The sequence below is a fragment of the Nocardia sp. NPDC059236 genome (assembly GCF_042754085.1).
Taxonomy (GTDB): domain Bacteria; phylum Actinomycetota; class Actinomycetes; order Mycobacteriales; family Mycobacteriaceae; genus Nocardia.
This window is the reverse complement of the sequence record NZ_JBHZAF010000001.1, coordinates 494,654-519,466: the sequence shown is the minus strand read 5'-3', so window position 1 is coordinate 519,466 and position 24,813 is coordinate 494,654. Positions and strand designations below refer to the sequence as shown.

Here is a 24,813-nt window from a genome sequence, read left to right as displayed (position 1 = left end):
GCCGAACCCCGGTTCTGGCAGACCCTCGGGGAGATCCTCCCCACCGCCGTACAAGCCGTGATCGGTCAGGCCATCGGGGCGGGGAGGTGACCGGTCATAGCTCGACGATGGAGGTCAGCGGGTAATCACCCTGGCGTTCACGGCCTTTGAGGAAGCCGAGCTCCAGCACGACTGCCGCCGCTACCACCTCGGCCCCGGCGGCGGCGAACAGCTCGGCCGCAGCGGCGAGAGTGCCGCCGGTGGCGAGCACGTCGTCGAGCAGCAGGACCTTGCGGCCCTTCAGATCGATGCCGTCGGCCGGGATCTCCAGTGCCGCCGAACCGTATTCGAGGGTGTACTCGCGCGAGATGACCGGCGGCGGCAGCTTGCCCGCCTTGCGGACCGCGATCACGCCGGTGCCCAGCGTGGCGGCCACGCCCGCGCCCAGCAGGAAGCCGCGCGCGTCGACACCCGCCACCAGGTCGGCGTCGGGGGCGCAGGCCGCCAAGCAGTCCAGCACCGCGCGGAAGCCCTCGGAATCGGCGAACACCGGGGACAGATCCGCGAAACGCACTCCCGGCGTCGGGAAGTCGTCACGCCAGCGGGTCAACTGCCGCACCGCGGCCTCCGCGCGGGCCGCCCGCTCCCCTGCCACCTCGGCCGTCTCCAGCATCTCGTGTTTGCTCATCCGCACCCACTCCTCATTCACCACGCCACCACGGCTCTCACCGTTTCAGCACCCAGCGATCCATGTTCCAGCCCGCTCCCGCCTCGGTGGGACTGGCGATGCCGTTCTCCATACCGTCACCGAACCCGATGGTGCGGGGGGCGGCGAACAGTGGAACCGACGGCATCTCGCTCCAGAGCAGGTTCTCCTGCTCGGTCAGCAGGTTCAGCACGGTGCCCGAGTTGTCCTCGGCCGCAAGCTGATCCGCGATGGCATCGTAGCGGCCGTTGCCGAACCGGCCGAAATTCAGCCCCGCGCCGGTGCGCAGCGACGCGGTGGCGTCGGTGCCGGTCAGCGAACCCGACGGGCCCGGCATGCCGGCGGTGCCGCCCAGGATGGCGTCCACCTTGCCGTCGGTGAGCTGCGACGCGGTGAAATCCGGTGCGCCCGCATCGACCACGGTGATGCCCGCGGCCTTGCAGGCGTCGGCGATGGCGGTCACCGTGGCCGCGCGCCGCTCGTCCGGCTTGACGTAGCCGATACGCACGGTCTGGTTCTGGACACCCGAGGTCGCCGCGGCCTGGGTGGCGGTGGCGTCACCGCCCCTGTACTTCTCACCCGCACCCGAGATCGCCGAGTAGTACACCGAATCCTGTTGCACCGTCCGGGAATTCTGCAGGCCCGCGCCCAGCCCCAGCTTGACGTCGTAGCCCGGGTGCCCGAACTTGTCGAACAGCGCCTGCCGCGGCACGCACAGCGCGAACGCCCGGCGCGCATCCGCCGATCCGAACATCCCGCCGGTGCTCAGCACCAGCTGCTCGACCCCGCGGCCCGGCAGATTCTGCTTGTGGAATCCGCCCAGGTTCACATCGCCCAGCGACCCGGCGCCCACATCGAGCACGCCGATCGACTTGTCCGACACCTTCGACTTCAGGTCGGAGTGCCGGTCCCACACCACGATCCGCGGCGTCCGGGGCTGATTGCCCCACCACTTCTCGTTCTTGACCAGCACCAGACCGTCCTTGTCACCGAACGAGTCGATCCGGTACGGCCCCGAGGACGGCAGCAGCGTCAGGTCCACCTTGCCCGGGGCGAGCTTCCAGCCGTTGTTCCAGAAGTCGGCGATGCGCTCGAGGGTGGGTTGATCCCCGGTCTGCACCGGCGTCACCACACTCGGGATCTTCACCTGCGCGGCGATCACGTGCGCGGGCATCAGCTCGGTGGCATTGAACAGCGTCTTCCACGCCGAATAGTGCTTGCCCGGCCGGAACACCACGGTGGCGTCCTTGGATCCGGGCTGGCAGTCCACCCGCTCGATATCGCGGTAGCCGTCGGTGCTCGCGGCGTCGAACAGCGGCGCCGGCCCGCCCGGACCGGCCTTGGTGAATCGTCCGCTGCGCGCGGCCCAGGTCAGCACCAGGTCATCGCAGGAGGTCGCCACGCCATCGGAGTAGACGCCCTCCGGGGCGAGGCGGTACTGGATGGTCTGCGCGTCGCCCGGGACCTCCTTGGCGGTGCCGGTGTCGGTGTCGGCCACCGGCTGCCCGTCCGGGCCGGTATAGAAGAACCCGGTCAGCACCCGCGAGAACACCGCGGCCGCACCGCTGTTCGCGCCCAGCGTGCTGCCGCCGTTGTAGCTGGCGACGACCGCGTCCACGCCGTACCCGATCGAGGGCACCTGATTCTTGCTGGAGCACCCGGCCAGCGCGCCGGCGGCGAGGGCACCCGCCACCAGCGCGACGGCGGTCCGGCGCACAACCCTGTGGTCTTGCTTCACGGTCGCACCCCCTGCGCTCAGTGCCGTCGCTGCTGTCGTTTCCCAGTCGGCCGGGCCCCGGGACGCGGCGCCCCGGCGCTCTGACTGCGCGGCGCGTGGTCGCGTCCGAAACCATTGGCTTCGGCGCCGCGGCCCGCGGCGCCGGCCCGCTCGGCGGCTGCCGCGCCCACCCGCGCCTTCGCGCCACCGGAGCGGCGGTTGAGCACCTTCTTGGTGTGCGCGGCCACCGGACCCCAGGTCTCCTTGAGCGTCACCAGCACCGGCACCGCGAAGAAGATGGACGAGTAGCCACCCACGATCATGCCGACCAGCTGCACCAGGGCCAGGTCCTTGAGGGTGCCGACGCCGAGCAGCCACACCGCGACCACCAGCATGCCGATGATCGGCAGGATGCCGATGACGGTGGTGTTGATCGAGCGCATCAGCGTCTGGTTGGCCGCCAGGTTCGCCTTCTCCGCGTACGTGTGCTTGGTCAGGTGCAGGACACCGCGGGTGTTCTCCTCGACCTTGTCGAAGACGACCACGTTGTCGTAGAGCACATAGCCCAGGATGGTGAGCAGACCGATGACCGCCGCCGGTGTCACCTCGAAACCGACCAGCGAGTAGATGCCCGCGGTGACGATCAGGTTGAAGAACAGCGAGCCGATCGCCGCGAACGCCATGTCGCGTTCGAAGCGAATCGCGATGTACAGCGTGGTCAATCCGACGAACACCACCAGCGCCAGCAGCGCCTTCTTGGTGACCTGGCCACCCCAGGTCCCGCTGATCTCGGCGACGCTGATGGCATTGCGGCTGGCCTGGCCGTTGGAGTCCTTCGGATGGAAGGTGTCGAACAGCGCGGTCTGCAGCTTGTCGGCCTGCTCGACACTCAGTGTGTCGGAACGGATCTGGATGGTCGCCGAGGACCCCGAGCCCGCCTTCTGCACGGTGACCGGGTCGTGGCCGAGCGTGGACCGGTAGACGTCCTCCACCTTCGAGGTGGTGACGCTGTCGGAGGCGGGCAGCTGGATCCGGGAGCCGCCCGCGAAGTCGATGCCCAGGGTGAAGCCCTTGAACGCCATGCTGGCCACCGCGATGGCGATCAGCGCCGCCGCGATGCCGTAGTACACCTTGCGCTTGCCGACGATCTCGAAACCACCGGTACCGGTGTAGAGCCGCTCGAACAGGCTGTGCTGCTTGCCTGTCGGCACGGCCTCGTAGTCGAGTTCGGAGTCGGAATCCACGACGACGGGAGAGGACTTGGCCATGATCACGCCTCCTTCACCAGGACGCCGGCGGTGGCCTTGCGTTCCTGTGCAAGCTCTGCAATAGCGCCCAGGCCGTTCACCGACGGCTTCGCCCAGAACGGCGAGCGCGAGACCAGCATCATCAGCGGCGAGGTCACCAGGTACAGGACGATGACGTCGAGCACGGTGGTGACACCGAGGGTGAAGGCGAAGCCCTTCACCTGGCCCGCGGCCAGCACGTACAGCACGGCGGAGGCGATGAGCGAGACCGTCTTACCCGACAGGTTGGTGCGCTGCGCGCGCTGCCAGCCACGCGGGACCGCGGACCGGAAGCTGCGGCCCTCCCGCATCTGGTCCTTGATGCGTTCGAAGAAGACGACGAACGAGTCGGCCGTCAAACCGATACCGATGATCAGACCCGCGATACCGGCCAGGTCGAGGGTGAAGCCGATCCAGCGGCCCAGCAACACGATCAGCGCGTACACCGCCACACCCGCCGCGAGCAGCGAGAAACCGGCCAGGAAGCCGAGCATGCGGTAGTAGAGCAGGCAGTACAGCAGCACCGCCAGCAGGCCGATGGCACCGGCGATCAGACCGGCGTGCAGCGACGAGATGCCCAGGGTCGCCGAGACCGTCTCGGCCTCGGAGGTGCCGAACGACAGCGGCAGCGAACCGTACTTCAGGGTGTTCGCCAGCTCCTTGGAGGTCTTGGCATTGATGCCCGGACCCGAGATCGCGGTGCTACCGCTGAACTGGCCGCCCTCCTTGATCACCGGCGCGGAGACCACGCGGGAGTCCAGGGTGAAGGCGATCTGCTTGCCCACGTACTTGTTGGTGAGGTTGCCCCACTGGTCGGTGCCGCTGGACTTGAACTGCAGGCTGACCACCCACTGGGCCTGCTGCAGCACGCCGGAGGCGTCCTTGATCTCGGTACCGTCCATCACGGACTTGTCGAGCAGGTAGACGGTGGTGCCGTCGGTGCTGCAGGTCACCAGGGGCAGGTTCGGATCGTCGTTGCCCTGCAACGGATCCGGCTTGGAGCAGTCCAGCGTGGCCATGGCCTGCAGCTGGGCGTTCTGGTCGGTGCTCTGGCGGGCCGCCTTGGCGGCCGCGATCTCCTGCGCGGTCTGCTGCTGGCCGCCCGCCGGCGCGGGCGTCGACGGCGGCGCGGACGGGGTGGTCGGGGCCTGTGCCGGGAACACCCGGTTCTGCGGGGCCTCGCCGGTCGTCGTGGGGGCCGGAGCCTCGGCCGTGGCCGGGGTGGTCTCGGTCGGCGTCGCGCTCGTGCTCGGCGGCTGCTGCGGCTGGGTCTGCTGCGGCTGCTGGGCCTGCTTGCCCGCCTGCGCGGGGGCGCTCTGCACCACCGGACGGAAGTACATCTTGGCGGTGGTCGCCAGTGATTTCGCCTGTGCGCCATCGGCACCGGGGACGGTGATAACCAGATTGTCGCCCTCGATGACGACCTCGGAGCCCGCCACGCCCAGACCGTTCACGCGCTGCTCGATAATGTTCTGCGCCTGCTTGAGGCTGTCCTGGCTCGGCTTACCGCCATCCGGGGTGCGAGGCGTCAGGGTGACGCGGGTACCGCCCTGCAGGTCGATGCCGAGCTTCGGGGTGTGGTGCTTGTCCCCGGTGAAGAAGATCAGGCCGAACATCAGAGCCACCAGCGCGGCGTAGATGCCGAGCAGACGCAACGGGTGCGCCGTTCCCTGAGAAGGTGGCACAGTACTTATCTCCTAGGCGGATTCGAAGGTGGAACGAGCGGGGCACACACCGCAGCGCCACCGGCCGCCGGGAATCCGGTGCGGCCGATGGCGCGGAGTATGTCAGTCCTTGCTCAGCCGCGGCGCGTCGTCGGCGGCTTCGGGGGCGGCGACGTGATCGTCGGCAACGCCGTTCGAAGACGCGGCTTCGGTGGTCTCGGCGGTGGTGTCCTCGGTGGCGTCGTCGTCGCTGCGCACCTCGCGGATCGATTGCCGCAGCCAGGTGGTGACGACTTCCTCGGCGATCTCGAGATCGACGGTGGTGTCATCGAGGTCGACCACGGTGCCGAAGAGCCCCGACGTGGTGACGACCCGGTCGCCGACCTTCAGGCTGTCCTGCATCTCGGTGACCTTCGCCATCTCCCGTTTCTGACGGCGGACGCCGAGGAACATCGGGATGAGCAGGGCAACCAGCAGTAGCGGCAGCAGAAGTTCCATCGTCGAAGTCAGCCCCTGGTAAGTGGTCGGTTGGGTGCGTTTCCCACACAGTCTGCCAGTAATCCCTGAGAGAATGCGCGGCGACCTGTTCTAGAGTCCACGCTCGTTCGCGCAGGGCTGATTCATCCCGTTTCCCCCAGCTGCGCGGTCGACCGCCGACTCTGCCGACCGCGCAGTCCCACTCAGGCCGGCTGCTGCCCGTAGGTGTAGTCGTCGAGCGGGAAGGTGGTCGCCTCGCGGTGGGCGTTCAGAGTGCTTGTCGGGCGCAGCAGCGCCGCCTCACCATGCTGGTTGAAATAGTAGCTGCGCGCCGTGGCGCACTGGCCGCCGTAGAAGACCGACGAATCCAGTTTCTCGGTGACGCGATCCAGGAATTCGGCATTGGCGCGCTCGGTGACCTCGAAGACCCGTTCGCCGCGGCGGAACATCTCCCCGAACAGGCGCGCCATGTGCTTCATCTGCGCCTCGATGGTGGTGAAGTAGGACAGGCCGCTGTAGGAGTAGGGACTGTTGAGGCTGACGAAGTTGGGGAACTTCGGCACCGTGATGCCCTCGTAGGCCTGGAAGCGGTTGTCGCGCCAGAACTTTCCGAGATTGCGGCCGTCGCGGCCGATGATCTCGATGGCCGGGAAGTTGACGTCCCACAGGTTGAAGCCGGTGGCCAGGATGAGGGTGTCGATCTCGGTCTTGTGACCGTCGGCGGTGACGATGCCGTCGGGCTCGATGTGGTCGATGGAGTTGGTCTCCAGGCGCACGTGCGGCTCGTTGAAGGTCTTGAAGTAGAGGTTGGAGAAGGTGGGGCGCTTGCAGCCGAAGTCGTAGTCCGGCGTCAGCTTCTTGCGAGTCTCCTTGTCGCGCACCTGGGTTCGCAGATGCGCCTTGGCCAGGATGCCGGCGGCCCTGTTGAGCGGCTTGGCCTCCTTGAAGTGCAGCACGCCGACCACCATGAGCGCCTCCAGCATGGAGGTGTTGACCAGGCGAGCGGCCTTCTGCGTCAACGGAACTCGCGCGAACAGATGCTGCACCGCGGGTGGAATCGGGGCGTCGACCTTCGGGACGACCCAGATCGGGGTGCGCTGGAAGACGGTCAGCGCCTGCGCCTGCTTGGCGACCTCCGGGATCAGCTGCACGGCGGTCGCGCCGGTGCCGATGATGGCGGACCTGGTCCCGGTGAGATCGACCTCGTCGTCCCACGCGGTGGTGTGGATGATCTTGCCGGCGAAGGTGTCGATGCCCGGAAACGGCGGGGTGCAGGGCTGGGACAGGAATCCGGTGGCGGCCATCAGGTAGCGCCCGGTGAGCGGTTCACCGTTCTCGACGGAGACCACCCAGTACTGCTGCTGCTCGTCCCAGCGTGCACCCCCGACGACGGTGTCGAACCGCATACGCCGGCGCAGGTCGTACTTGTCGGCAACGTGTTCGGCGTAGTTCTTCAGCTCCGACCCCGGGGCGAACAGCCGCGACCAGTACGGGTTGGGCTCGAAGGAGTACGAGTAGGTGACCGAGGCGATGTCCACGGCCAGGCCCGGGTAGCGGTTGACGTGCCAGGTACCGCCCAGGTCGTTCTCCCGCTCGAGGATGACGAAATTGCTCAGGCCGAGCCGATCCAGCTCGATGCCCGCGCCCATACCGCCGAATCCCGCGCCGACCACGATGGCGTCGTACTGAGGTGCCACGCCGAACCTCCTGCAAGAACTGTGTTCGAACAAAGAAATGATGCACATGTCACGGAATGACATCTCATTCCGTTTGTGATCACCGTATCATCGGGCTCGTGACGAAGCCATCCTCGAGAATCGAACGGCGCAAGGCCGAACTCCGGCAGGAGATCATCGACACCGCGTTCGCGTGTTTCGCCGAGCGGGGCTACCACGCCACCGGCATCGCCGACATCGCCGGCGAGCTGGGTATCGGGCACGGGACGTTCTACCGGTACTTCGAGAACAAGCGCGACATCATCGACCACGTCATCGACGACCTGTCCGCGCGGATCATCGAGTCGCTGGGGACCGACAATGCCCCCGACGCCGCCGACAGCCTCGAGGAGTACCGCGCACAGGTGGATCGCATCGGCGACGCGCTGAACCACATCTTCCTCGAGGACCGGCGGGTGGCGCAGCTGCTGCTGTTCCAGGCCACCGGCATCGACGCCGAATTGACCGCGCGGCTCTACGGTTTGCTCGACACCGCCGACATGCTGACCGCCGGGTACCTCGAGCACGGGGTCGAACGCGGTTATCTGCGTGCGGATCTCGACACCGTGAACACCGCGCGGGCGGTGACCGGCATGCTGCTGGCCACCATTCTGCACGGCATCCGGACGCCCGAGGTGCAGGCGGTCGACGATCTCAGCCACGCCATCCGGCACCTGCTCATCGACGGCGTCCGCAAGCACTGAACCACCTTGCACAAACGGACCCGTTTGTCCGGTGCGGCCGGATTCGGCTGGGGCGGAGGTAATTCGGACATGCAACCATTGGCACAATGACCCGAGTGACCCCAGACGACGTCCGCCGCACCCGGTTCGGCCACGCGCCGTCCGGGCCCCACGGTTACCACCCCGCCCAGGTGGACGCCTTCTGCGCACGCATCGCCGACACCATGCTCGGCCGCGACCATCTGAGCATCGCCGACATCCGGCACATCGAATTCGACGGTCCCCCACCCGGACATCGCGGCTACGACATCGACGAGGTCGACGACTTCCTCGACCACGTCTGCACGGAACTGGAATACCTACGCCGCGGCCGCGGACGCCTCCCCGCCGGCCGCACCCCCGACACCCTCACCCACGACGACGTCCTGCGCATCCAATTCTCCGCACCCCCCTACGGTTTCCCCGGCTATCTGGCCGACGAAGTGGGCGCGTTCCTCGACCGTCTGGCGGCGACGCTCGCCCATCACGGCCCCAACGGCCTCACTCCGAAGGAGGTCCGGGACATCACTTTCCACCTAGCCCCCGACGGCGCGCCCGCCTATCACTACGAGGAGGTCGACGCCTTTCTCGACCTGGTGGTCCACCAGCTCGAGAAGTCCGAGGCATCCCGGCACTGACACCCGAAGGCGGAGGAGAATCTCCATCGGACGTCCCACGCGTAGGGACCTTGGCCCCTGCCTCCGGAGGAGCCTGCGCAACAGACTGATCGTCATGCGTAGACGATTCGAGTTGGCTTTCAACATGTCCTATCTGGCGATCATCTGGGGGCTGGTGATCGCCATGCGGCGCAATCGCGACCAGGTTCCCCGGGAGCAGCGGGAAACCGCGGCGCGATTCGAGGAGGCGTTCACCCTGCTGGCGACCGGCGACACCGCACACCTGGCATTGCGCGCGGTGTCCATGGCACGCGGCGAGGACCGCGGGTATCTGAGCCTGCGGGGACGGCGGGCGAGTCTGATCGGGCTGGGAGAGATGGCCACCTCGATCACGATCACCCTGTTCTATGTGCTGTCACTGGATGCCTGGCGGCTGCGGTTCCGGCGCTCCTGGGACGGTTTCACCAGATCGCTGCTGGGGCTGTCGTTCGTGCGATTGATCCTGCTGGCGACACCGTTCAACAACTGGGACAGGGACGAGACGCCCGCCGGGTACGGCGTGGACCGCAATCTCCCGCTGCTGGCCGTGGGCGCCGGCGAGATGTACCTCATGCGCCGCGAAGCCACCCGCACCGGCGACCGCACCTTCCGCTTCCTCTGCGACGCCATGGCCGCGTCGTTCGCCTGCTATCTGCCCGTCATCCTGTGGGCTCGCCGCATCCCCCAGCTCGGTCTGCTCATGATTCCCAAGACCCTCGCCTACCTGGCCATGGCATTCCGGGTCTACGCCGACTTCTTCCGGGGTACACCGGAATCGGCCGCCTCGGAACCGGCGGCCCCTGCCGCCGACACCACCGTCATCCCGGCACCGTCGCAGCCGGCCGTGGCGCCGAGATGACCGGTGCCGCCGCCGGCCTGCGGTGTGTCCAGGGAGCGACGCGCTCGATGGCCGCGGCCAGCCGGATCACGGTGGCGTCGTCGAGGTGGCGGCCGATGATCTGGAGTCCGATGGGGAGGCCGGTGTCGGTCCAGCCCGCCGGAATGCTGGCGGCGGGCTGGCCGGTGAGATTGGCGGGATAGTTGAATCCGATCCAGGCGGAATCGGAAACCGCTGTGCCGTCGATGATTTCGGGACCGGTCAGCTCCACCGGAAAGGCCGGGACGGCCGTGGTCGGAGTGATGAGGACATCGTGGTGGCGCATGAGCCGGGCCATGGCGTTCACCAGCGCCTTGCGCGCGATGTTCGCGTCGGTGAAGTGCTGTACGGTCCATGGTTGCCGGATCCAGTCGATCAGGTACGGCGACATCCGCTCGCCGTGCGCGTCGATCATGGCTCGCATGCCGGTCAGATCGGTCTCGGCGATGATCAGCGCGGAGAAGGCGGCGGCGGGGTCCGCCCACCCGGGCGTCACGTCCTCGACGCGGCATCCGAGGCGGCCGCCCACGACCTCCCGCACCGCGCGTTCCACCACCGCCCGAACCTGGGGATCCACCGCCAGATACCCGAGATCGGGACTGAATCCGACCCGCAGCCCGGCCACCGACTCCGGATACTCGGCCCCGCCCCGGGCCGCGCCGATCCAGTCCGCGTCCTGGCACGGGATGGAGTGCCGATCGCGCGGATCGGGACCGGCGAGCACCGACAGCAGCAGCGCCGCGTCACCGACGGTCCGGGTGATCGGGCCGATGTGTTCGATGCTCTCCCAGCCGGATACGCCGGGCAGCCGCTCGTCGCGGCAGCCCGGATACACCGGCACCCGCCCCATCGACGGCTTGACTCCGACCAGCCCGCACAGCGCCGCGGGCGCGCGGACCGAGCATCCGCCGTCACTGCCCAGGGCCGCCGGTCCGAGCCCGGCCGCGACCGCCGCCGCCGACCCCGCGCTGGATCCGCCGCGGCTCATCGTGAGGTCCCACGGATTGCGGGTGGCCGGGAACTGCGATTGAGCCCTGTTGCGCTGTAACCGAATTCGGAGGTATTGGTCTTGCCCAGGCAGATCGCGCCCGCCCCGAGGGCGCGTTCGACCACGATGTCGTCCTCGTCCGGGATGTGATCGCGATAGACCCACGACCCGGAGGTCGTGCGAATTCCCTTGGTGGACAGCAGGTCCTTGATCCCGAGCGGCACTCCCGCCAGCGGTCCCGGATCGATGCCGCGCGCCAGTCCATCGGCCACCTGCCGCGCCTGTCGCCGCGCCAGGTCCGGCGTGGGGTGCAGAAGGCGTGCAGCAGTGGGTCGAGCTCCGCCATCCGGTCGAGTACCGCGCCGCCGATCGCGACCACCACGGCACCGACGAGGAACGCGATCGAATTGGCGAACGGGAAGGCCGCGGCCGCGGCCAGCACCCCCGCTCGGCCGTCTCGGGCCCAGCGGGTGAAGTCGGCGGTCATGGTGCCCGAATCGGCGAAGCCGCCGACCACGATGCTCACGCACGCCCAGAATCCCAGCGGCCCGCCGCCGGCGGCGTACCCGAGCACCCCCGCGAGCGAATGCCCGTGCCCGAGACCGTAATACAGGGCCAGGCCCGCCATGATGAGGAACAGGGGCGTGCCGATCAGGCCGATGAGCGACAGTGCCCGGATTCCGGCGAGGGTGAGCAGCACGAAGAACGTCCCGCCGATCACCCCGCCCCAGAACGGATTCCACTCGTACATGCCTTGAAGCGTGGTGCCGGTGAGCCCGACCTGATAGGAGAACCAGCCGATCACGACCGTGGCCAGGAAGCCGACCACCACGGCGCGCCCGCGGTCACCGAAGGCGCGTCGCGCCTGCAGCGAGAAATTGCGGCCGGTCTGCCCGCCGATCCAGCTCAGCGTGCCGATGTAGCCGAACAACAGCAGATTGCCCAGCAGGATCGCCAGCAGCCCGCGGCCCATGCCCTGGCTGTAGACGATCAAGCCGCCGAAGACCGCGTTGCCCAGGCACATCGGGAATCCGGCCCAGACCGCCGCCACCGAGAGCAGGCTCCGGCGCTCGGTGACGGGGACCGGTTCCTGCTCCTATTCGTGACTCGACATGGTTCGGACACGCCTATCCCTGCTGCTTGAGACCCTTTGCAGGGTCGATGAATTCGTTGGTGACCAGGTCCGCGGCGGTGAGGTTGTCGGGGACCTGCTGGCCCTTGGCGCGCAGCAGCGGAGTGACCTGGGCGATGGCGCGGGTGACGCGGTCGGTGTCGAAATTGCCGAGGGTATTGCCGGGGCCGTTGGCGACGATCTTGTTCTCCAGCTGGACCCGGACGGAGTCGGTGTTGCCGGCAGCGGAGATGGGCGGGCCGTCCGGGATCGTCTGTGCGATGCGGAGCAGGGCCTGGTTGGTGGGGTCGGGGTTGGTGACGTAGTCGATCTGGGCCTGCTGCAGCATGGGGACGAGCTGCTGCAGGCAGGGGCGCAGTTTGTCGAGTTCGCCGCTGCGGACCGACCAGGCGTGCGGGTAGCTCTCGTATCCGGCGTCGGCGACCAGCAGGTGACCGGTGGGCTTCTGCCAGCCCTTGACGTCGTGCTCCCAGCGGTACGGCTCGTTGGAGACGTAGGCCTGCTGCATGACCCGGCCGTGCTCGGCGACGAAGCGGCTGGGGGTGCCGTCGTAGGAGGCGTCGGCCTGTTCCTTCTTCACGTACCCGTTGGCGATCAGGTAGTCCATGTAGATCTTGCCCTCGGAGTACAGGATCGGGGCGTTGGTCGCGGCCACGTCCTTCCACGAGTTGACGGTGTAGGTGGCGGGATCCCACATGATGATCTGCGGGTTCTTCGCGAGCGAGGCGAAAACGCCGGTCAGCGGGAATTTCGCCTTGGCTCGCACCTGCTCGTCGGTCGGGACCAGCCCGAGGGTGATGGAGTCGTCCTGGTACATCTGCGCGGGTACCGGTTGGCCGCCGAGGAACGGACCGCCCAGCCGCACTTCGACATTCACGCCGGTGTCGCCCAGCGGGCCGGTGTACGCGCCCTTCTTGGGGTCGACGGTGCCGTTCGGGCCGACCAGCTGATAGGCCGCCGCGCGTTCGGGTGTGGCGTACCAGTCCGTCTGGATCACGATGGTGGACGGACAGACTCCGGCCAGCACGCCCTGCCCGGAGGGTTTCGGGGTGGAGGCGCCGCCACCGCAGGCGGCGGTGAGCAGGACGCTGCCGGTGATCGCGGCAGCGGCGAGGACACGTTTCTTCACGAGCATTCCTAGAGGGTTGAAACCGATTGCGAGAGAATTGGTTCGGCTATTCGCCGGCGCGCTTGCCGTGGGCGCGGTCCACACGCCCGGCCAGGAAATCGAAGATCCAGAAGAGGACCAGGCCCACCAGAGAGGACAGCAGCAGCGCGGTCAGCAGTTCCTCGGTGGCCAGCCGCTGCCGATAGACGTCGATCATCCGGCCGATGCCCGGATTGCCCTGGCGGAAGAAGAAGTCGGCGACGATGGAGCCGATCACGGCCATGCCCGCCGAGATCTTGAATCCCGAGATCATGGCGGGCAGCGCCGCCGGGAGCTGCAGTTTCAGCAGCCGCTGCCACCGGTTGGCGCCGTGCAGCGTGAACAGGTCGTGCTCGGACGCCTGCACCGACTTCAAGCCGAACAGGGTATTGGTGATGACCGGGAACAGCGACACCATCACGCACACGATGACCCGGCTGCCGAACTCGTAGCCGAACCAGAAGCCGAACAGCGGCACCACGGCCAGCACCGGAATCGTCTGCAGGATCACGGCATACGGGTAGAGCGAATACTCGGCCCAGCGCGCCTGGCTCATGATCACCGCGAACGCCACCCCGAGCACGATGGCGATCACCAGACCGACCAGCGCGATCTGCACGGTCGAGGCGAGGGCGGTGAGAATCTCGGCGCGGGTGGCGGCATTGAGCAGGCCCTTGGACACCACCGATTCCGGTGGCGGCAGCAGGAATCGGGATTCCTGCGGGATCAGGAAGTGGCTCGCGATCGTCCAGGCGGCCATGACCAGTGCGAACACCAGCGCGGGCGCGAGCACGCGCACCGGGGCGACGGCGAAGGGCCAGCGAAGTTTCCGGGGCGTGCGCGGCGACCGCGCCGTCGCCTCGGTCGTCTTGGTTGGCTTGGTTGCCTTGGTCGTCTCGGGCACGACGATTCCGCTGTCGGCGGTGGCGGCGGTCATGCGGCCCTCCCCCCGATCCGCGCAGTTCCCCGCTCCGCGTCGTGCAACGCCGCCGACACCTCCGCCGCGATGGCACCGAACTCGGGCGTGTATCGCGACTCCGGTGATCGCGGGAAATCCAGCGGCACCGGGATATCCGCTGCCACGCGACCCGGGCGGCCGGTCAGCACGACGACCCGGCTCGACATGAACACCGCCTCGGCCACCGAGTGCGTCACGAACACCCCGGTGAAGCCCGATCGCCGGTACAGCCCGCTCACCTCCTCGTTCAAGCGCTGCCGGGTGATCTCGTCGAGCGCCCCGAACGGCTCGTCGAACAGGAACAGTTCGGGCGCACCTGTCAGGGCCCGCGCGATCGACGCCCGCATGCGCATGCCGCCGGAAAGCTGTGCGGGCTTGTGGTTCTCGAAGCCGGACAGCCCGACCAGCTCCAGCGCTTCGCGCGCGGCCGCCCGCCGGGTGGCCGTGTCCACGCCGGCGAGCTCCGCGGGCAGCTCGACATTGCGCAGCACCGAGCGCCACGGCAGCAGCGTCGCCTCCTGGAAGACGTAGCCGAGTTTGCCGGCGGCGACGGAAACCGTTCCGGCGGTGGGGTGCTCGAATCCGGCAGCGAGGCGCAGCAGGGTGGACTTGCCACAGCCGGACGGGCCGACCAGGGAGACGAACTCTCCCGGCCGGATGGCGATATCGATGCCGTCGAGCGCGTGCGTGCCGTTCTCGAAGGTCAGGCCGACATGCTGAAAGGCCAAGGCCGGATCGGTGTATACATTGCCGCCCTCAGCGGCCTCCGTATTCCCGTCCGGGCCTTGGCCTTTGACGATGGTTGAGGCGGTAGTGCGCATGTCCACAGTTCTATCGGCGGATCATTGCCAAATGCGGTCCACGCGATTACACCTCTGTTTCGTATACGATCAGCCCGCGCTGAGCCGGCCGTCCCGCGCGACCACCCGACCGCGCTTGACCACCAACTTTCGGGTCGGAACGGAAACCACAGCCGCAGCGGGTGTTTCGGCGTCGACGGTGAACAGGTCGGCGGGCGCGCCCACCCGCAACCCGTAATCCTCGATCCCGAGAACCGCGGCGCCGCCATAGGTTCCGGCCGCCAGTGCGAGTTCGATATCGGCATCGGACACCAGCCGATCCCGGAAGGCCACCTGCATGATCCGGCGCAGCATGTCGCCGTCGCCGTAGGGCGTCCACAGGTCCCGGACGCCGTCATTGCCCAGCGCCAGCCCGGCTCCCGCCTCGTGCATCACCCGCACCGGCACCACCGGCGCGTCACCCACCGCGCAGGTGATCATGGAAACCCCGGCGTCGGCGAGGTTTTCGGCGATCCGCCGCTGCTCGCCCGGGGCGAGCTCCCCCATCGCGTAGGCGTGGCTGATGGTGACCCGTCCCGCCAGCCCCGTGGCCCTGGTCCGGGCCGCGATCAGGTCGAACTGCCAGGCGCCCAGCGCGCCCCGGTCGTGCAGGTGAATATCGATGCGCGCGCCGTATTTCTCGGCGAGACCGAAGATCAGATCGAGTTGGCCGGTCGGATTCCCGTCGTAGCCGGCCGGATCCAGCCCGCCGATCACCTCGACGCCCTCGGCCAGCGCGGCTTCCAGCAGCTCGCCGGTGCCCTGCCGGGTCAGCAGACCGCCCTGCGGAAAGGCGACCAATTGCACGTCGACCCGGTCCGCGTGCCGCGCCGCGGCCGCCCGGACCGCCTCCACGCCCCGCAGCCCCACCTCCGGGTCGATGTCGATATGACTGCGGACGTGCGCGGTCCCGCCGGACACCATGGCCCCCAGCAGGTTCGACGCGTAGTCGGCGCTGGGCAGCCCGAGCTCGTCACGGCGGCCCTCGCCGTTGGCGATACGCCCGGCCAGGGTCGGCCCGCCGGTATTGGGCACCCAGGGACCGCCGAACATGGTCTTGTCGAGGTGACAGTGCGACTCGACCAGGCCCGGAAGCACCAGCGCCCCGGCCAGATCCACGGTGTCGACGCCCTCGGCACTCAGATCGGGCGCGATCGCCGCGATCCGGCCGTCCCGGACGAGAATGTCGGCGCCGGCGAGCGGGACTCCGGGAGTCCAGGGGCGGCCGCCGCGCAGCAGGAGATCGTTCATGGAGTGCACCACCTGTATCGAAGAGAGAACGGCAATTCGGGAATCCTTCCGGACGGAATGAGCCGCATCGTATACAAATACTGCCTGCTCAGCGACCCGAAACCCCTGCGACACAGCTGGACCCGCGAATATCTGACCGGTGCAGTAGATTTGCGGGATCCCGTCGGGCGAGGCCACGATGGATCGTATGCAAATCCCCATTCCATCGATCGTCAGATGAGGCCGTAGTGACCAGCACCGCCGGGCGCATGACACCGCAGCAGCTGTGCCGCGCCATCCGTGACGACATCATTCGTGGCGCGTACGCCCCCGGCCAACGACTCACCGAGGAGGCGCTCGCCGAGAGCTACGGCGTCTCCCGCGTGCCCGTCCGGGAAGCGCTGCGCACCCTGGAAGCCGAGGGTTTCGCCTCGTCACGGCCCTACGCCGGGGTGTTCGTGGCGGAACTCACCGAGGACGAGGCCGCCGACCTGCTGGAGATCCGGGCCCGCCTGGAACCGCTGTGCGCATCACGGGCGGCGGTGCGGCGCACGCCCGAACAACTCGGCCGCCTCAAGGAACTCACCGCACTGGGCCAGGACGCGGTGCGGGCGGGCCGCCTGGACGAGTTGGCCCGGCTCAACAGCCGCTTCCACGAGGTGCTCGCCGAAGCGTCGGGCAGTACCCTGCTCGCGCAGCTGATCATGCAGCTGAGCTGGAAGATCGCCTGGGTGTACTCGGTCGAACTGCCGCGCCGCGCCAGTGATTCGTGGAGCGAGCACGAAGAGATCTGTGCCGCACTGGAGGCCGGTGACCCCGACCGCGCGGCCGATGTGGTGAGCGCCCACATCGCGCACGCAGCGAACGCCTACCGGTTCCGGAAACACACCGTAGACACCGCGTTGCCGCGCACCGAAAACACTGCGCGACAGCGTGCTTCGAGGTCGCACACTTCGTAACATCGGCGCAGCAATTGCCACCCCGGGACGAAACACGACTCTCGTATACAAAACGGAGTCACTTCGTCCGGGGAGGTCACCATGGCGGATCCGTTGCCGCACACCGTGGATCTGATGTTGCGCGCCGCGCGTATCGCCGACGACGCGGAGCTGGTCGACATCGCGATCGACGGCGGCGTCATCACCGCGATCGGGCCCGCGCTCATCGACCGGGGCGCCGAGGAAATCGACTGCGCCGGACGAGTCGTCATTCCCGGCCTGATCGAATCCCATGTGCACCTGGACAAGGCGCTCCTCGACGCCGAGAAGTCCAATCCGGACAGCACCCTGGCCGGGGCCATCAGCGTGACCGCCGAACTCAAGCGCGGCTTCACCGTCGCCGCCATCCGCGACCGCGCCCGACGTGTCCTCGACATGGCGATCGGCAATGGCACCACCGCCATTCGCGCACACCCCGATGTCGACCCGATCGTGGGCCTGCGTGGGGTGACCGCGCTGCTTGATCTGCGCGAGGAGTATCGCGACCGCCTGGAGATTCAAATAGTCGCATTCCCGCAGGAGGGTATTCTCCAAGCTCCCGGCACCCTCGACCTCCTCCGCGAGAGTTTGTACGCGGGCGTGGATGTCCTCGGCGGCTGCGCCTACAACGAACGCACCGTCGAAGACTGCCGCCGCCACATCGACCTCATCTTCGACCTGGCCGCCGAATTCGATGTCCCGCTCGACATTCACGCGGACTTCGCAGACGACGCCACCGACCCCCGCTATGCCATGGCCGACTACATCGCCGAGGTCACCGAGCGCACCGGCCGGCACGGGCGGGTCGCCCTCGGTCACATGACCTCCCTGGCCGGTCGTCCCCGCGCCGACCGCGCCCGCACCCTCGAGCAATTGGCGGCGGCCGGAATCTCCGTCGTCCCTTTGCCCGCCACCGACATGCATCTCGGTGGCCGATCGGATGTCACCAACGTGCGCCGCGGTATAGCTCCGATCCGCGAGCTCTGGCAGGCAGGAATCACAACGGCTTACTCATCCAACAACATCCGCAATGCCTTCACCCCGTACGGCAACGCCGACATGCTCGATATCGGGCTCTTCCTGGCACAAACCGCGCATCTCTCCGGCCCCGAGGACCTGACCCGGGTGCTGGCAATGGCGACCACCGAGGCGGCTCGCACCATTGGTATCTCGGAGCGGTACGGGCTACGCGTCGGGGCGGCCGCCGATCTGGTGGTGCTGTCCACGCGGACAGTCGAAGGGGCCCTGCTCGATCGGCCCGATCGGAACTATGTCTTCAAGTCTGGACGCATGACCGCCCGCACCACCCGCGTGCAGGAGGTAATCCGGAATGACGAAAAACCAAGAGACAAAACCTAAAAGACCAAAAGACAAAGAACCAAAAGATTAAAAGACAAAGATACCTGGAGAAGGGAGGGGCCGGGCTCACGTCCGCGCCTACACCTACCAGCCCCCTCACCTTTGAAGCCGCATGTGGGGTTATTGCAGGAGGTATTCCTTCAGATCACGGAGTTGGGGTCGCCACATGATGGCTTGCGACTGTTCGGGATAGTGCGGATGAGCAGGGACGCCGGGGATCGACCTTCCGGAGGGCGGCGGTGCGATGGCGATGGGTGGGGTTCGGCGTCGGCACCGACACCGCCGGTGTCCTGCTGACCACCGCCGGCGACAACCCCCACCGGCTACGCAGCGAAGCCGCCTTCGCCCACCTGACCGGCGTCGCCCCCATATCCGCCTCCTCCGGACGAACCCACCGCCTCAACCGCGGTGGCGACCGCGCCGCCAACCGCGCCCTGCACACCATCGCCCTGGTCCGCATGCGGTTCGCCCCCGCACCCGCACCTACGTCGACCGCCGCACCCAGCTAGGACTATCGAAAAAAAACATCATCCGCTGCCTCAAACGATTCATCGCCCGAGAGATCTACCACGTCCTCACAAGCCCACCCACCAACACCGCCGACGAACTCCCAACAGCCGCTTGACATCTATCGGAGCGTCCACACTCCCCGGTCCCTGCGCACGCCAGCCCGACACGAGCAGCCGGGATTCATGCGGCCCGTGAACCCCACCTCTGGCAACTGGAATCGATGGCAGCGGCGACCCACTGCCCCACGTGATGCCTGTCGTTCACCCGAGGAATGCCGGTCGGGTCAAGCCTCTTCGGTGCAATCCACCCGGTACGCCCCCGATACGGGGAATCTTTGCCCATGACAACGGTTTTCCAACCGTCGGCACTGTCATTGACCAGCGCGTGGCAGTGATCGCACACCAAGGTCAGGTTGTTCAGGTCGGTGGGGCCGCCTTTGGCCCAGTCGGTGATGTGGTGCACCGCGCACATCGACCCTGGCGCATCGCATCCCGGTCGGGTGCAACCCTTGTCGCGAGCGATAAGGGCCAGACGCTGGGCCGGAGTGGCCAAGCGCTCGCAGCGACCCAGGTACAGCGGCAGCCCGTCGGCATCGAGGACCGCCAGCACCGGGCGGGTACCCTCGGCCATCTTCAACGCCTCGTTGATGCTCACGTGGCCGCCCGAAGCGGTGGTCGCGACACCGGCCCCACGCTCGAGATCGGCGACGGACATGGTCAGGATGGCCTGCACCGGCAAACCACGATGCGAACCCAGCTTGGCCGCGTCGACACCGGGCTGCAACAACGCGAACAACGCGTCGTGGGAGCGCTGACCGGCATCGCGACGGTCGCGGCGGGCGGCCGCTTCCAGCACCTTGGAATCGACGACTTTGACCGTGGCGGCGACGCTGTCGGTGTCGTCGATGTTGCACATACCCGGACGCGCCAGCTTCGCGAACACCGCATCGAACAGGGCCCGCAGTTCGGGGGTGATCCAGCCCTCGATCCACGACATGCCATCCACCCCGGGACGACCCAGGATCAGGCCCCGGCGGCGACGGCGGTCGCGTCGGAGACGACCTTGCCGTCCGGGTCGACACGGGCGAGGACGTCGCGGCCGATCTTGGGCAGATCGTCGGGCCAACCGACACGGGAGTGGCCGACCAGGATGTCCTCGGCCTCGGCGCGCGTCTCGGCGGGGATGTCGGCGGGCAGGTGGTTCATCACGTCGATGATGTTGCGGACATGATCACGCGAGATGTCGCCTGCCTCAAAGGCTTCGGCGGTCTTGACGAGGGAGGCGGGGCGCAGGTGTCCGGTCGGCTCGAAGAATTCCCCGCACCGGCGGGTGATCTTCACTCGCACCGAGGCGTCGTACTTCGACAACCCCAGGGTTTGCCGCAGGAACGGCACCACATCCTTCGCCCCACTCGTTGCGGGCAGCGAACGATTGCAGGCTTCGATGATCAGGCGTGAATCCAGCGCCGACAGTTGACGTTTGCAGGCCTCCAGGCGCTGCATCAACTCCACGACGTCACCGTCGGAGAACGGATTCAGGTTTCCGTGGAGGATGGAATTCGACAGGGTTTCGACGGCGGCCGCCAGGTCGGCGATGCCGCACGTGTCGAGTGTATCCCCTTTCGAATCCATGTGCTAATTCTACCGCCGCGCGTTCATTGAGAGAACTCGAATTGTCCAGTATCCCTTGTCTTTTCGATTGAATGTCGAATAAGGGTTCGATCCATACCGGGCGCCCCAATCAAACACAGACCATTTGGAATTCCATCAATATCCGCCAGCGGAAAGGTGATGGCAGGCGCACCTGCGATAGCGGCCAAACATGTCAAATGCAGGGTGCGTGTCCGGCCCGATTCCAGTGCTCCAGCGGCGGCCATCCGAGGCGGCGGCGGTGTGGCGGTGGTGGGCAATACCAGAATCCGATCGCGCAGTGCGGCACGGAGATGTTCGGCGGCGATGCGTAGCACGCTACCGGCCTCCATCGCTTGCGAAGGCGTGATCGTCGATGCGAACCGGAAACGCTGCGCCACTTCGGATTCGAGTGCCCCCGGATGTGCCTGGATCCAGGCTCCATGGTTGGACCAGGCTTCGAAGGCCTGGACGGTCCGGAACGCCGTGAACCACGATTCTGTGTCGGCGTTCAGATCTGTCTCGACGGCACCCATCCGCTTCGCGGCGGCAAGACTCGCGGTAGCCGGCTCGTCATCGGCGACAGCGCACAACCTCGGATCCACGATCAACTGTGCGTCGCCCGATTCCTGTTCGGGCAGCAGGCATTCCGCAACGGCCGCCAAGGTGAGCGCGTCACGCGTCATCCATCCCACCGTGTCGAATGATTGCGCGAGCGGCAGCACTCCCGTGGTGGGTATCGCGCCGTGCGAGGTACGGATTCCCCACAGCCGCTGATAGGCCGCCGGAACCCGGATCGACCCGGCCGTATCCGTGCCGAGCCCGATGGTGACCGCGCCGCTCGCCACGGCGACCGCGGAGCTGCTCGACGATCCGCCCGGAACCCGGTGCGGAGCAGCGGGATTCACCGGCATCCCATAGCGCCCGTTGCCTCCGGTGATGCTGTAGGCGAATTCGTCGGTCTGCGCGATACCGGTGATGTCGCCACCGGCCGCGAGCAGGCGGGCCACCACGGGCGCGTGGGACGGCGCGGGTGCGCCGAGATAGTCCGGAACTCCTCCACCGAGCGGAAACCCGGCAACGGAGTAGAGATCCTTCACTGCCACGGTGTGCCCGCTGAGAACGCCGTCACCGGTGGCGCGGACCAGCGGTGCACCCAGTTCACGCCATACCCGCCGATCGAAATCCGTTGCCCGATCGGGGATCTGCTTCACGATTGTCATCAGGCCCGCTCGAGGACGCGCCGGGCCAGCTCGGTCGCGGCGTGGTGGGCGAAGTCGGCGACCCGTACTTCGCCGTGCACCCCACGCACCTGGTCCACCGCCTGCGAGATGGTGAAATCCGCTGCGGCGCTGAGATACAGATACGCCTGCTGCGGATCGGCGCCGAACAGCGAGACCACCAGTTCCACCGCGTTGCGGACACAGACCTCGAGCGCCCGGTTCAGGTCCTCGTCCAAGCCGGTCGGAATGACCAGCCCGTGTGCGGCGACGAACGGCCCGATCGTCCGGCCCAGTCCGGCCGCGACCTGCGCGCCCGGAATCACGTCGACCGTCAATCGCGCCCGCAGTGGCGCTTCCAGCGCGGTCAGTGCCACTTCGCCGTTCCCCTGGGCGAAATGCGGGTCGCCGATATAGAACAGCGCGTCCGGAACCTGAACGGGCAGAAACAGTGTCGCGCCGGCCGTCAGGCGGCGGATGTCGATATTGCCGCCGTGCAGCCCCGGCGGCACCGACGACACCCGGCTCTCGGTGTCGGTCGCGACGCCCATGATCCCCAGGAACGGATGCAGCGGAAAACTGGCCCGCTGCGGCTGATCCGGATGCACGGGCATGGTGCCGAACCACCTCCCCTCCCGCGATTCCACCGCGCAGAACTGCCCGTAGTTCCCGTCGAATCCGCGCCGATGGGCCAGGACGCCGCGCGCGTGCCTCGTGGAGACGACGCCGTAGGGTGCGCGCATGGTCAGTTCGTCGATGCAGATGGCGAGCAGGTCGCCCGGCTGCGCCCCGGTCACCGCGATCGGCCCGGTGACGATGTGTGGCCCGGCCAGCGAGTCACGGTTCCGGGTCGCGGCGACCTCGACGGCGTCGGCCAGCACCTGGTCGCGTTCGACACCGTTCCGCCCGAAATACCCGACGGGATCGGAGCCCTGGTCGTCGAGAATCCCTTCGTGGCTGACGGTGTCGATCACGATGCTGTGTCCCGGCTCGACGGCCGCGATCGGCCGGTCCCGCCCACACGGCAGTCGCCCCCACAGCACCACCGACGGATCGACCGGCAGATAACCGGTGTCCGAGCCGATCCCCTCACCCGGTTGCAGGACCGGAAACGCCGGGATGAACTCCCGCACGATCGACGTCACGCTCACTACCTCTCCTACCCGACCGAATTGGTCGGACCATCCGATGTGCCGACCATAAGCCGGGCGAACGGGCGGTGACGGGGCTCGAAACCGAACGTAACTGGCGTTTTACCTGACCGAAATGGCCTGGCCGGGAACGGATTTAAACTCGGGCGATGACAGCATCGATTCCCCCGCTGCGGCGGCGCGCGCGCAGCGTCAGCGCGGAGGTCGCCGCGCATCTGGAGGCGCTGATCACCAATGGCGAGCTGCGGGCCGGGGATCGGCTGCCGTCGGAACGCGAGCTGGCCGCGAACATGAACGTGTCGCGATCATCCTTGCGCCAGGCCATGTTCGAGCTGGAATCCAAGCAACTCATCGAACGCCGTCAGGGCCGCGGCAGCACCGTCACCGAAACCCCGCGGCACGCGGACGCGCTGACGGAGGGCCTGCGGGCGCTGGACATCGAGCTCGGCCACGCCATCGAATTGCGTGATCTGGTGGAACCGCGCATCGCGGAGCTGGCCGCCCTGCGTGCGCTGGACTCGAACCTGCTGTCCCTCGACGACGTCCTGACCCGTTCCAGCGACACCCTCTCCCCCGCCGAATCCCTCAGGCTCGACATCGAATTCCACACGCTGCTGGCGCACGCCGCGCAGAATCCGCTCCTGGTGACGCTGTGCACCATGACCACCGAGTGGACCAGGAGCACCCGCACGCTCTCCCATCGCTCACGGCACGCCCGCCGCCTGTCGCTCGAGGGCCATCACCGGATCTACGAGGCCGTGGCGGCCCACGGCAGCACGGCCGCGGCCGCCGCCATGGAACGGCACCTGCGCGAGGTACGCGAACTCAGCATCGCACCGCGCTGAGCGCTCAGGCGCGCATCGCGCCGACCGCCACCTCGGTCTTGAAGGTGCGCCGATAGGCCAGTGGCGACACACCGATCGCCTCGTGCAGGTGCTGGCGCAGGGAGGCTCCGGTGGCGAAGCCGACCTCCCCGGCGATCCGATCCACGGAAAGCTCTGTGGTCTCCAGCAATTCGCGGGCGCGGAACACCCGCTGCTGAATCAGCCACCGTCCCGGGCTCATTCCGACCTCGTCGCGGAACCGGCGGGCGAAGGTGCGGCCGCTCATGCGCGCTCGATCCGCGAGGTCGGCCATGGTCAGCGGCCGGTCCAGATTCTCGAGCGCCCACTGACGAGCGGTGGCCGTGCCCGCGGCGGTGGGCGGGGGCACCGGCTGCTCGATGAACTGGGCCTGGCCGCCTTCGCGCCAGGGCGGGACGACACAGCGGCGGGCCACCATATTGGCGACCTCGCTGCCGTGGTCGGCGCGAATCAGGTGCAGGCACAGGTCGACTCCGGCGGTGGCGCCGGCGGAGGTGAGGATGTCGCCGTCGTCGACGTAGAGGACGTTCGGGTCGACGTGGACCTTCGGGAAGGTCCGCCGGAACCGGTCGGCGAAGTTCCAATGGGTGGTGGCGGGCCGATCGTCGAGCAGGCCCGCGGCGGCGACCACGATCGCTCCCGTGCAGATGGAGACCAGCCGCACGCCAGGGCGGATGGAGGCCAGTGCGTACGAAACTTCCTGCGGCAGGCCATTTTCCAGGATCGGCACGACATCGCACGGCGGAATCACCACGGTGTCGGCGGTTTCCAGCAGGCTCGCGTCGTGCGCGACCGCGATGTCGAAGTCGGAACTGCTGCGCACCGGGCGCCCGTCCAGCGAGCAGGTGATCACCTCGTACAGTCCGTCCGCCGTGCCGAACACCCGGTTCGGGATGCCGAGCTCGAACGGGTAGACCCCGTCGAGCGCCAGGACGACGACCCGGTGCGGCTGAAGCTTCTCCGACTGCATGGCACGATCCTATCGAATATTGGCAATCGTGCCATTTCCTCC

Annotated in this window: 20 protein-coding genes and 4 pseudogenes; 7 read left to right on the top strand and 17 right to left on the bottom strand. The window is 67.7% G+C overall.

What is annotated here, in order from left to right:
* Window positions 1–94: 94 nt before the first annotated feature.
* From ACFXIV_RS02620 to ACFXIV_RS02595, 6 genes are all read right to left on the bottom strand, one after another.
* Entirely contained in the window at window positions 95–667 is a 573-nt protein-coding gene (locus ACFXIV_RS02620) for an adenine phosphoribosyltransferase (RefSeq protein ID WP_379395093.1), read from the bottom strand.
* 37 nt (window positions 668–704) lie between these two features.
* Window positions 705–2,423 (bottom strand): ABC transporter substrate-binding protein, encoded by a 1,719-nt coding sequence (locus ACFXIV_RS02615; RefSeq protein WP_379395095.1) that lies wholly within the window; start codon window positions 2,421–2,423, stop codon window positions 705–707.
* A 17-nt stretch (window positions 2,424–2,440) separates the two neighbouring features.
* On the bottom strand, window positions 2,441–3,670 hold the full coding sequence (secF, locus tag ACFXIV_RS02610) for a protein translocase subunit SecF (RefSeq protein ID WP_379395097.1): 1,230 nt from the start codon (window positions 3,668–3,670) through the stop codon (window positions 2,441–2,443).
* Between the two features lie 2 nt (window positions 3,671–3,672).
* The gene (secD, locus tag ACFXIV_RS02605; RefSeq protein WP_379395099.1) at window positions 3,673–5,373 is read right to left on the bottom strand and encodes a protein translocase subunit SecD; all 1,701 of its coding nucleotides are present in this window, start codon (window positions 5,371–5,373) and stop codon (window positions 3,673–3,675) included.
* Between the two features lie 102 nt (window positions 5,374–5,475).
* Complete coding sequence (yajC, locus tag ACFXIV_RS02600; RefSeq protein ID WP_379395101.1) at window positions 5,476–5,850, bottom strand: preprotein translocase subunit YajC; 375 nt, start codon at window positions 5,848–5,850, stop codon at window positions 5,476–5,478.
* A gap of 182 nt (window positions 5,851–6,032) precedes the next feature.
* A complete protein-coding gene (locus ACFXIV_RS02595) occupies window positions 6,033–7,526 on the bottom strand; it encodes a flavin-containing monooxygenase (RefSeq protein ID WP_379395103.1) in 1,494 nt (497 codons plus the stop codon).
* Window positions 7,527–7,582: 56 nt separating this feature from the next.
* Here ACFXIV_RS02595 and ACFXIV_RS02590 point away from each other — a divergent pair, with 56 nt between their 5' ends.
* The 3 genes from ACFXIV_RS02590 to ACFXIV_RS02580 all read left to right on the top strand — a co-directional run bounded on the left by ACFXIV_RS02590 (window position 7,583) and on the right by ACFXIV_RS02580 (window position 9,781).
* A complete protein-coding gene (locus ACFXIV_RS02590; RefSeq protein ID WP_379395105.1) occupies window positions 7,583–8,248 on the top strand; it encodes a TetR/AcrR family transcriptional regulator in 666 nt (221 codons plus the stop codon).
* An 86-nt stretch (window positions 8,249–8,334) separates the two neighbouring features.
* On the top strand, window positions 8,335–8,904 hold the full coding sequence (locus tag ACFXIV_RS02585; RefSeq protein ID WP_379421203.1) for a DivIVA domain-containing protein: 570 nt from the start codon (window positions 8,335–8,337) through the stop codon (window positions 8,902–8,904).
* A 94-nt stretch (window positions 8,905–8,998) separates the two neighbouring features.
* Window positions 8,999–9,781, top strand: coding sequence for a hypothetical protein (locus ACFXIV_RS02580; RefSeq protein WP_379395109.1), 783 nt, complete (start codon window positions 8,999–9,001; stop codon window positions 9,779–9,781).
* On the opposite strand, the pseudogene ACFXIV_RS02575 reads toward ACFXIV_RS02580, so the two are convergent.
* From ACFXIV_RS02575 to ACFXIV_RS02550, 6 genes and pseudogenes are all read right to left on the bottom strand, one after another.
* A pseudogene (locus ACFXIV_RS02575) lies at window positions 9,741–11,059 on the bottom strand (amidase). The gene ACFXIV_RS02580 and the pseudogene ACFXIV_RS02575 overlap by 41 nt on opposite strands.
* A gap of 86 nt (window positions 11,060–11,145) precedes the next feature.
* A pseudogene (locus ACFXIV_RS02570) lies at window positions 11,146–11,862 on the bottom strand (cytosine permease); the annotation flags it as partial.
* Between the two features lie 52 nt (window positions 11,863–11,914).
* A complete protein-coding gene (locus ACFXIV_RS02565; RefSeq protein WP_379395111.1) occupies window positions 11,915–13,048 on the bottom strand; it encodes an ABC transporter substrate-binding protein in 1,134 nt (377 codons plus the stop codon).
* Window positions 13,049–13,094: 46 nt separating this feature from the next.
* Window positions 13,095–14,003, bottom strand: a complete 909-nt coding sequence (locus ACFXIV_RS02560; RefSeq protein ID WP_379395113.1) for an ABC transporter permease — start codon at window positions 14,001–14,003, stop codon at window positions 13,095–13,097.
* Entirely contained in the window at window positions 14,000–14,845 is an 846-nt protein-coding gene (locus ACFXIV_RS02555) for an ABC transporter ATP-binding protein (RefSeq protein WP_379395115.1), read from the bottom strand. Before ACFXIV_RS02555 ends, ACFXIV_RS02560 begins: the two co-directional genes overlap by 4 nt.
* A gap of 69 nt (window positions 14,846–14,914) precedes the next feature.
* Entirely contained in the window at window positions 14,915–16,114 is a 1,200-nt protein-coding gene (locus ACFXIV_RS02550; RefSeq protein WP_379395117.1) for an amidohydrolase, read from the bottom strand.
* A 227-nt stretch (window positions 16,115–16,341) separates the two neighbouring features.
* Here ACFXIV_RS02550 and ACFXIV_RS02545 point away from each other — a divergent pair, with 227 nt between their 5' ends.
* The 3 genes and pseudogenes from ACFXIV_RS02545 to ACFXIV_RS02535 form a co-directional block, all read left to right on the top strand.
* A complete protein-coding gene (locus tag ACFXIV_RS02545; RefSeq protein ID WP_379395119.1) occupies window positions 16,342–17,052 on the top strand; it encodes a GntR family transcriptional regulator in 711 nt (236 codons plus the stop codon).
* An 81-nt stretch (window positions 17,053–17,133) separates the two neighbouring features.
* On the top strand, window positions 17,134–18,429 hold the full coding sequence (locus tag ACFXIV_RS02540; protein WP_379395121.1) for an amidohydrolase family protein: 1,296 nt from the start codon (window positions 17,134–17,136) through the stop codon (window positions 18,427–18,429).
* A gap of 266 nt (window positions 18,430–18,695) precedes the next feature.
* Window positions 18,696–19,054, top strand: a pseudogene (locus ACFXIV_RS02535) (transposase); the annotation flags it as partial.
* A 65-nt stretch (window positions 19,055–19,119) separates the two neighbouring features.
* Here ACFXIV_RS02535 and ACFXIV_RS02530 read toward each other — a convergent pair.
* The 4 genes and pseudogenes from ACFXIV_RS02530 to ACFXIV_RS02515 all read right to left on the bottom strand — a co-directional run bounded on the left by ACFXIV_RS02530 (window position 19,120) and on the right by ACFXIV_RS02515 (window position 22,938).
* Window positions 19,120–19,944, bottom strand: a complete 825-nt coding sequence (locus tag ACFXIV_RS02530) for a DUF222 domain-containing protein (protein ID WP_379421202.1) — start codon at window positions 19,942–19,944, stop codon at window positions 19,120–19,122.
* 17 nt (window positions 19,945–19,961) lie between these two features.
* Window positions 19,962–20,570, bottom strand: coding sequence for a DUF222 domain-containing protein (locus tag ACFXIV_RS02525; RefSeq protein ID WP_379395125.1), 609 nt, complete (start codon window positions 20,568–20,570; stop codon window positions 19,962–19,964).
* Between the two features lie 518 nt (window positions 20,571–21,088).
* A pseudogene (locus ACFXIV_RS02520) lies at window positions 21,089–21,790 on the bottom strand (amidase family protein); the annotation flags it as partial.
* On the bottom strand, window positions 21,790–22,938 hold the full coding sequence (locus ACFXIV_RS02515) for an acetamidase/formamidase family protein (RefSeq protein ID WP_379395127.1): 1,149 nt from the start codon (window positions 22,936–22,938) through the stop codon (window positions 21,790–21,792). The pseudogene ACFXIV_RS02520 and the gene ACFXIV_RS02515, both read right to left, overlap by 1 nt.
* Before the next feature lie 149 nt (window positions 22,939–23,087).
* Between ACFXIV_RS02515 and ACFXIV_RS02510 the strand changes: the two genes are divergently transcribed.
* Window positions 23,088–23,783: a FadR/GntR family transcriptional regulator gene (locus tag ACFXIV_RS02510; protein WP_379395129.1), complete on the top strand. Its 696-nt coding sequence runs from the start codon at window positions 23,088–23,090 to the stop codon at window positions 23,781–23,783.
* A 4-nt stretch (window positions 23,784–23,787) separates the two neighbouring features.
* Here the strand turns inward: ACFXIV_RS02510 and ACFXIV_RS02505 are convergent, their stop codons facing one another.
* Window positions 23,788–24,771 carry a GlxA family transcriptional regulator gene (locus tag ACFXIV_RS02505; RefSeq protein ID WP_379395130.1) on the bottom strand — a complete coding sequence of 328 codons (984 nt, stop codon included), beginning with the start codon at window positions 24,769–24,771 and terminating at the stop codon, window positions 23,788–23,790.
* Between the last annotated feature and the right edge of the window lie 42 nt (window positions 24,772–24,813).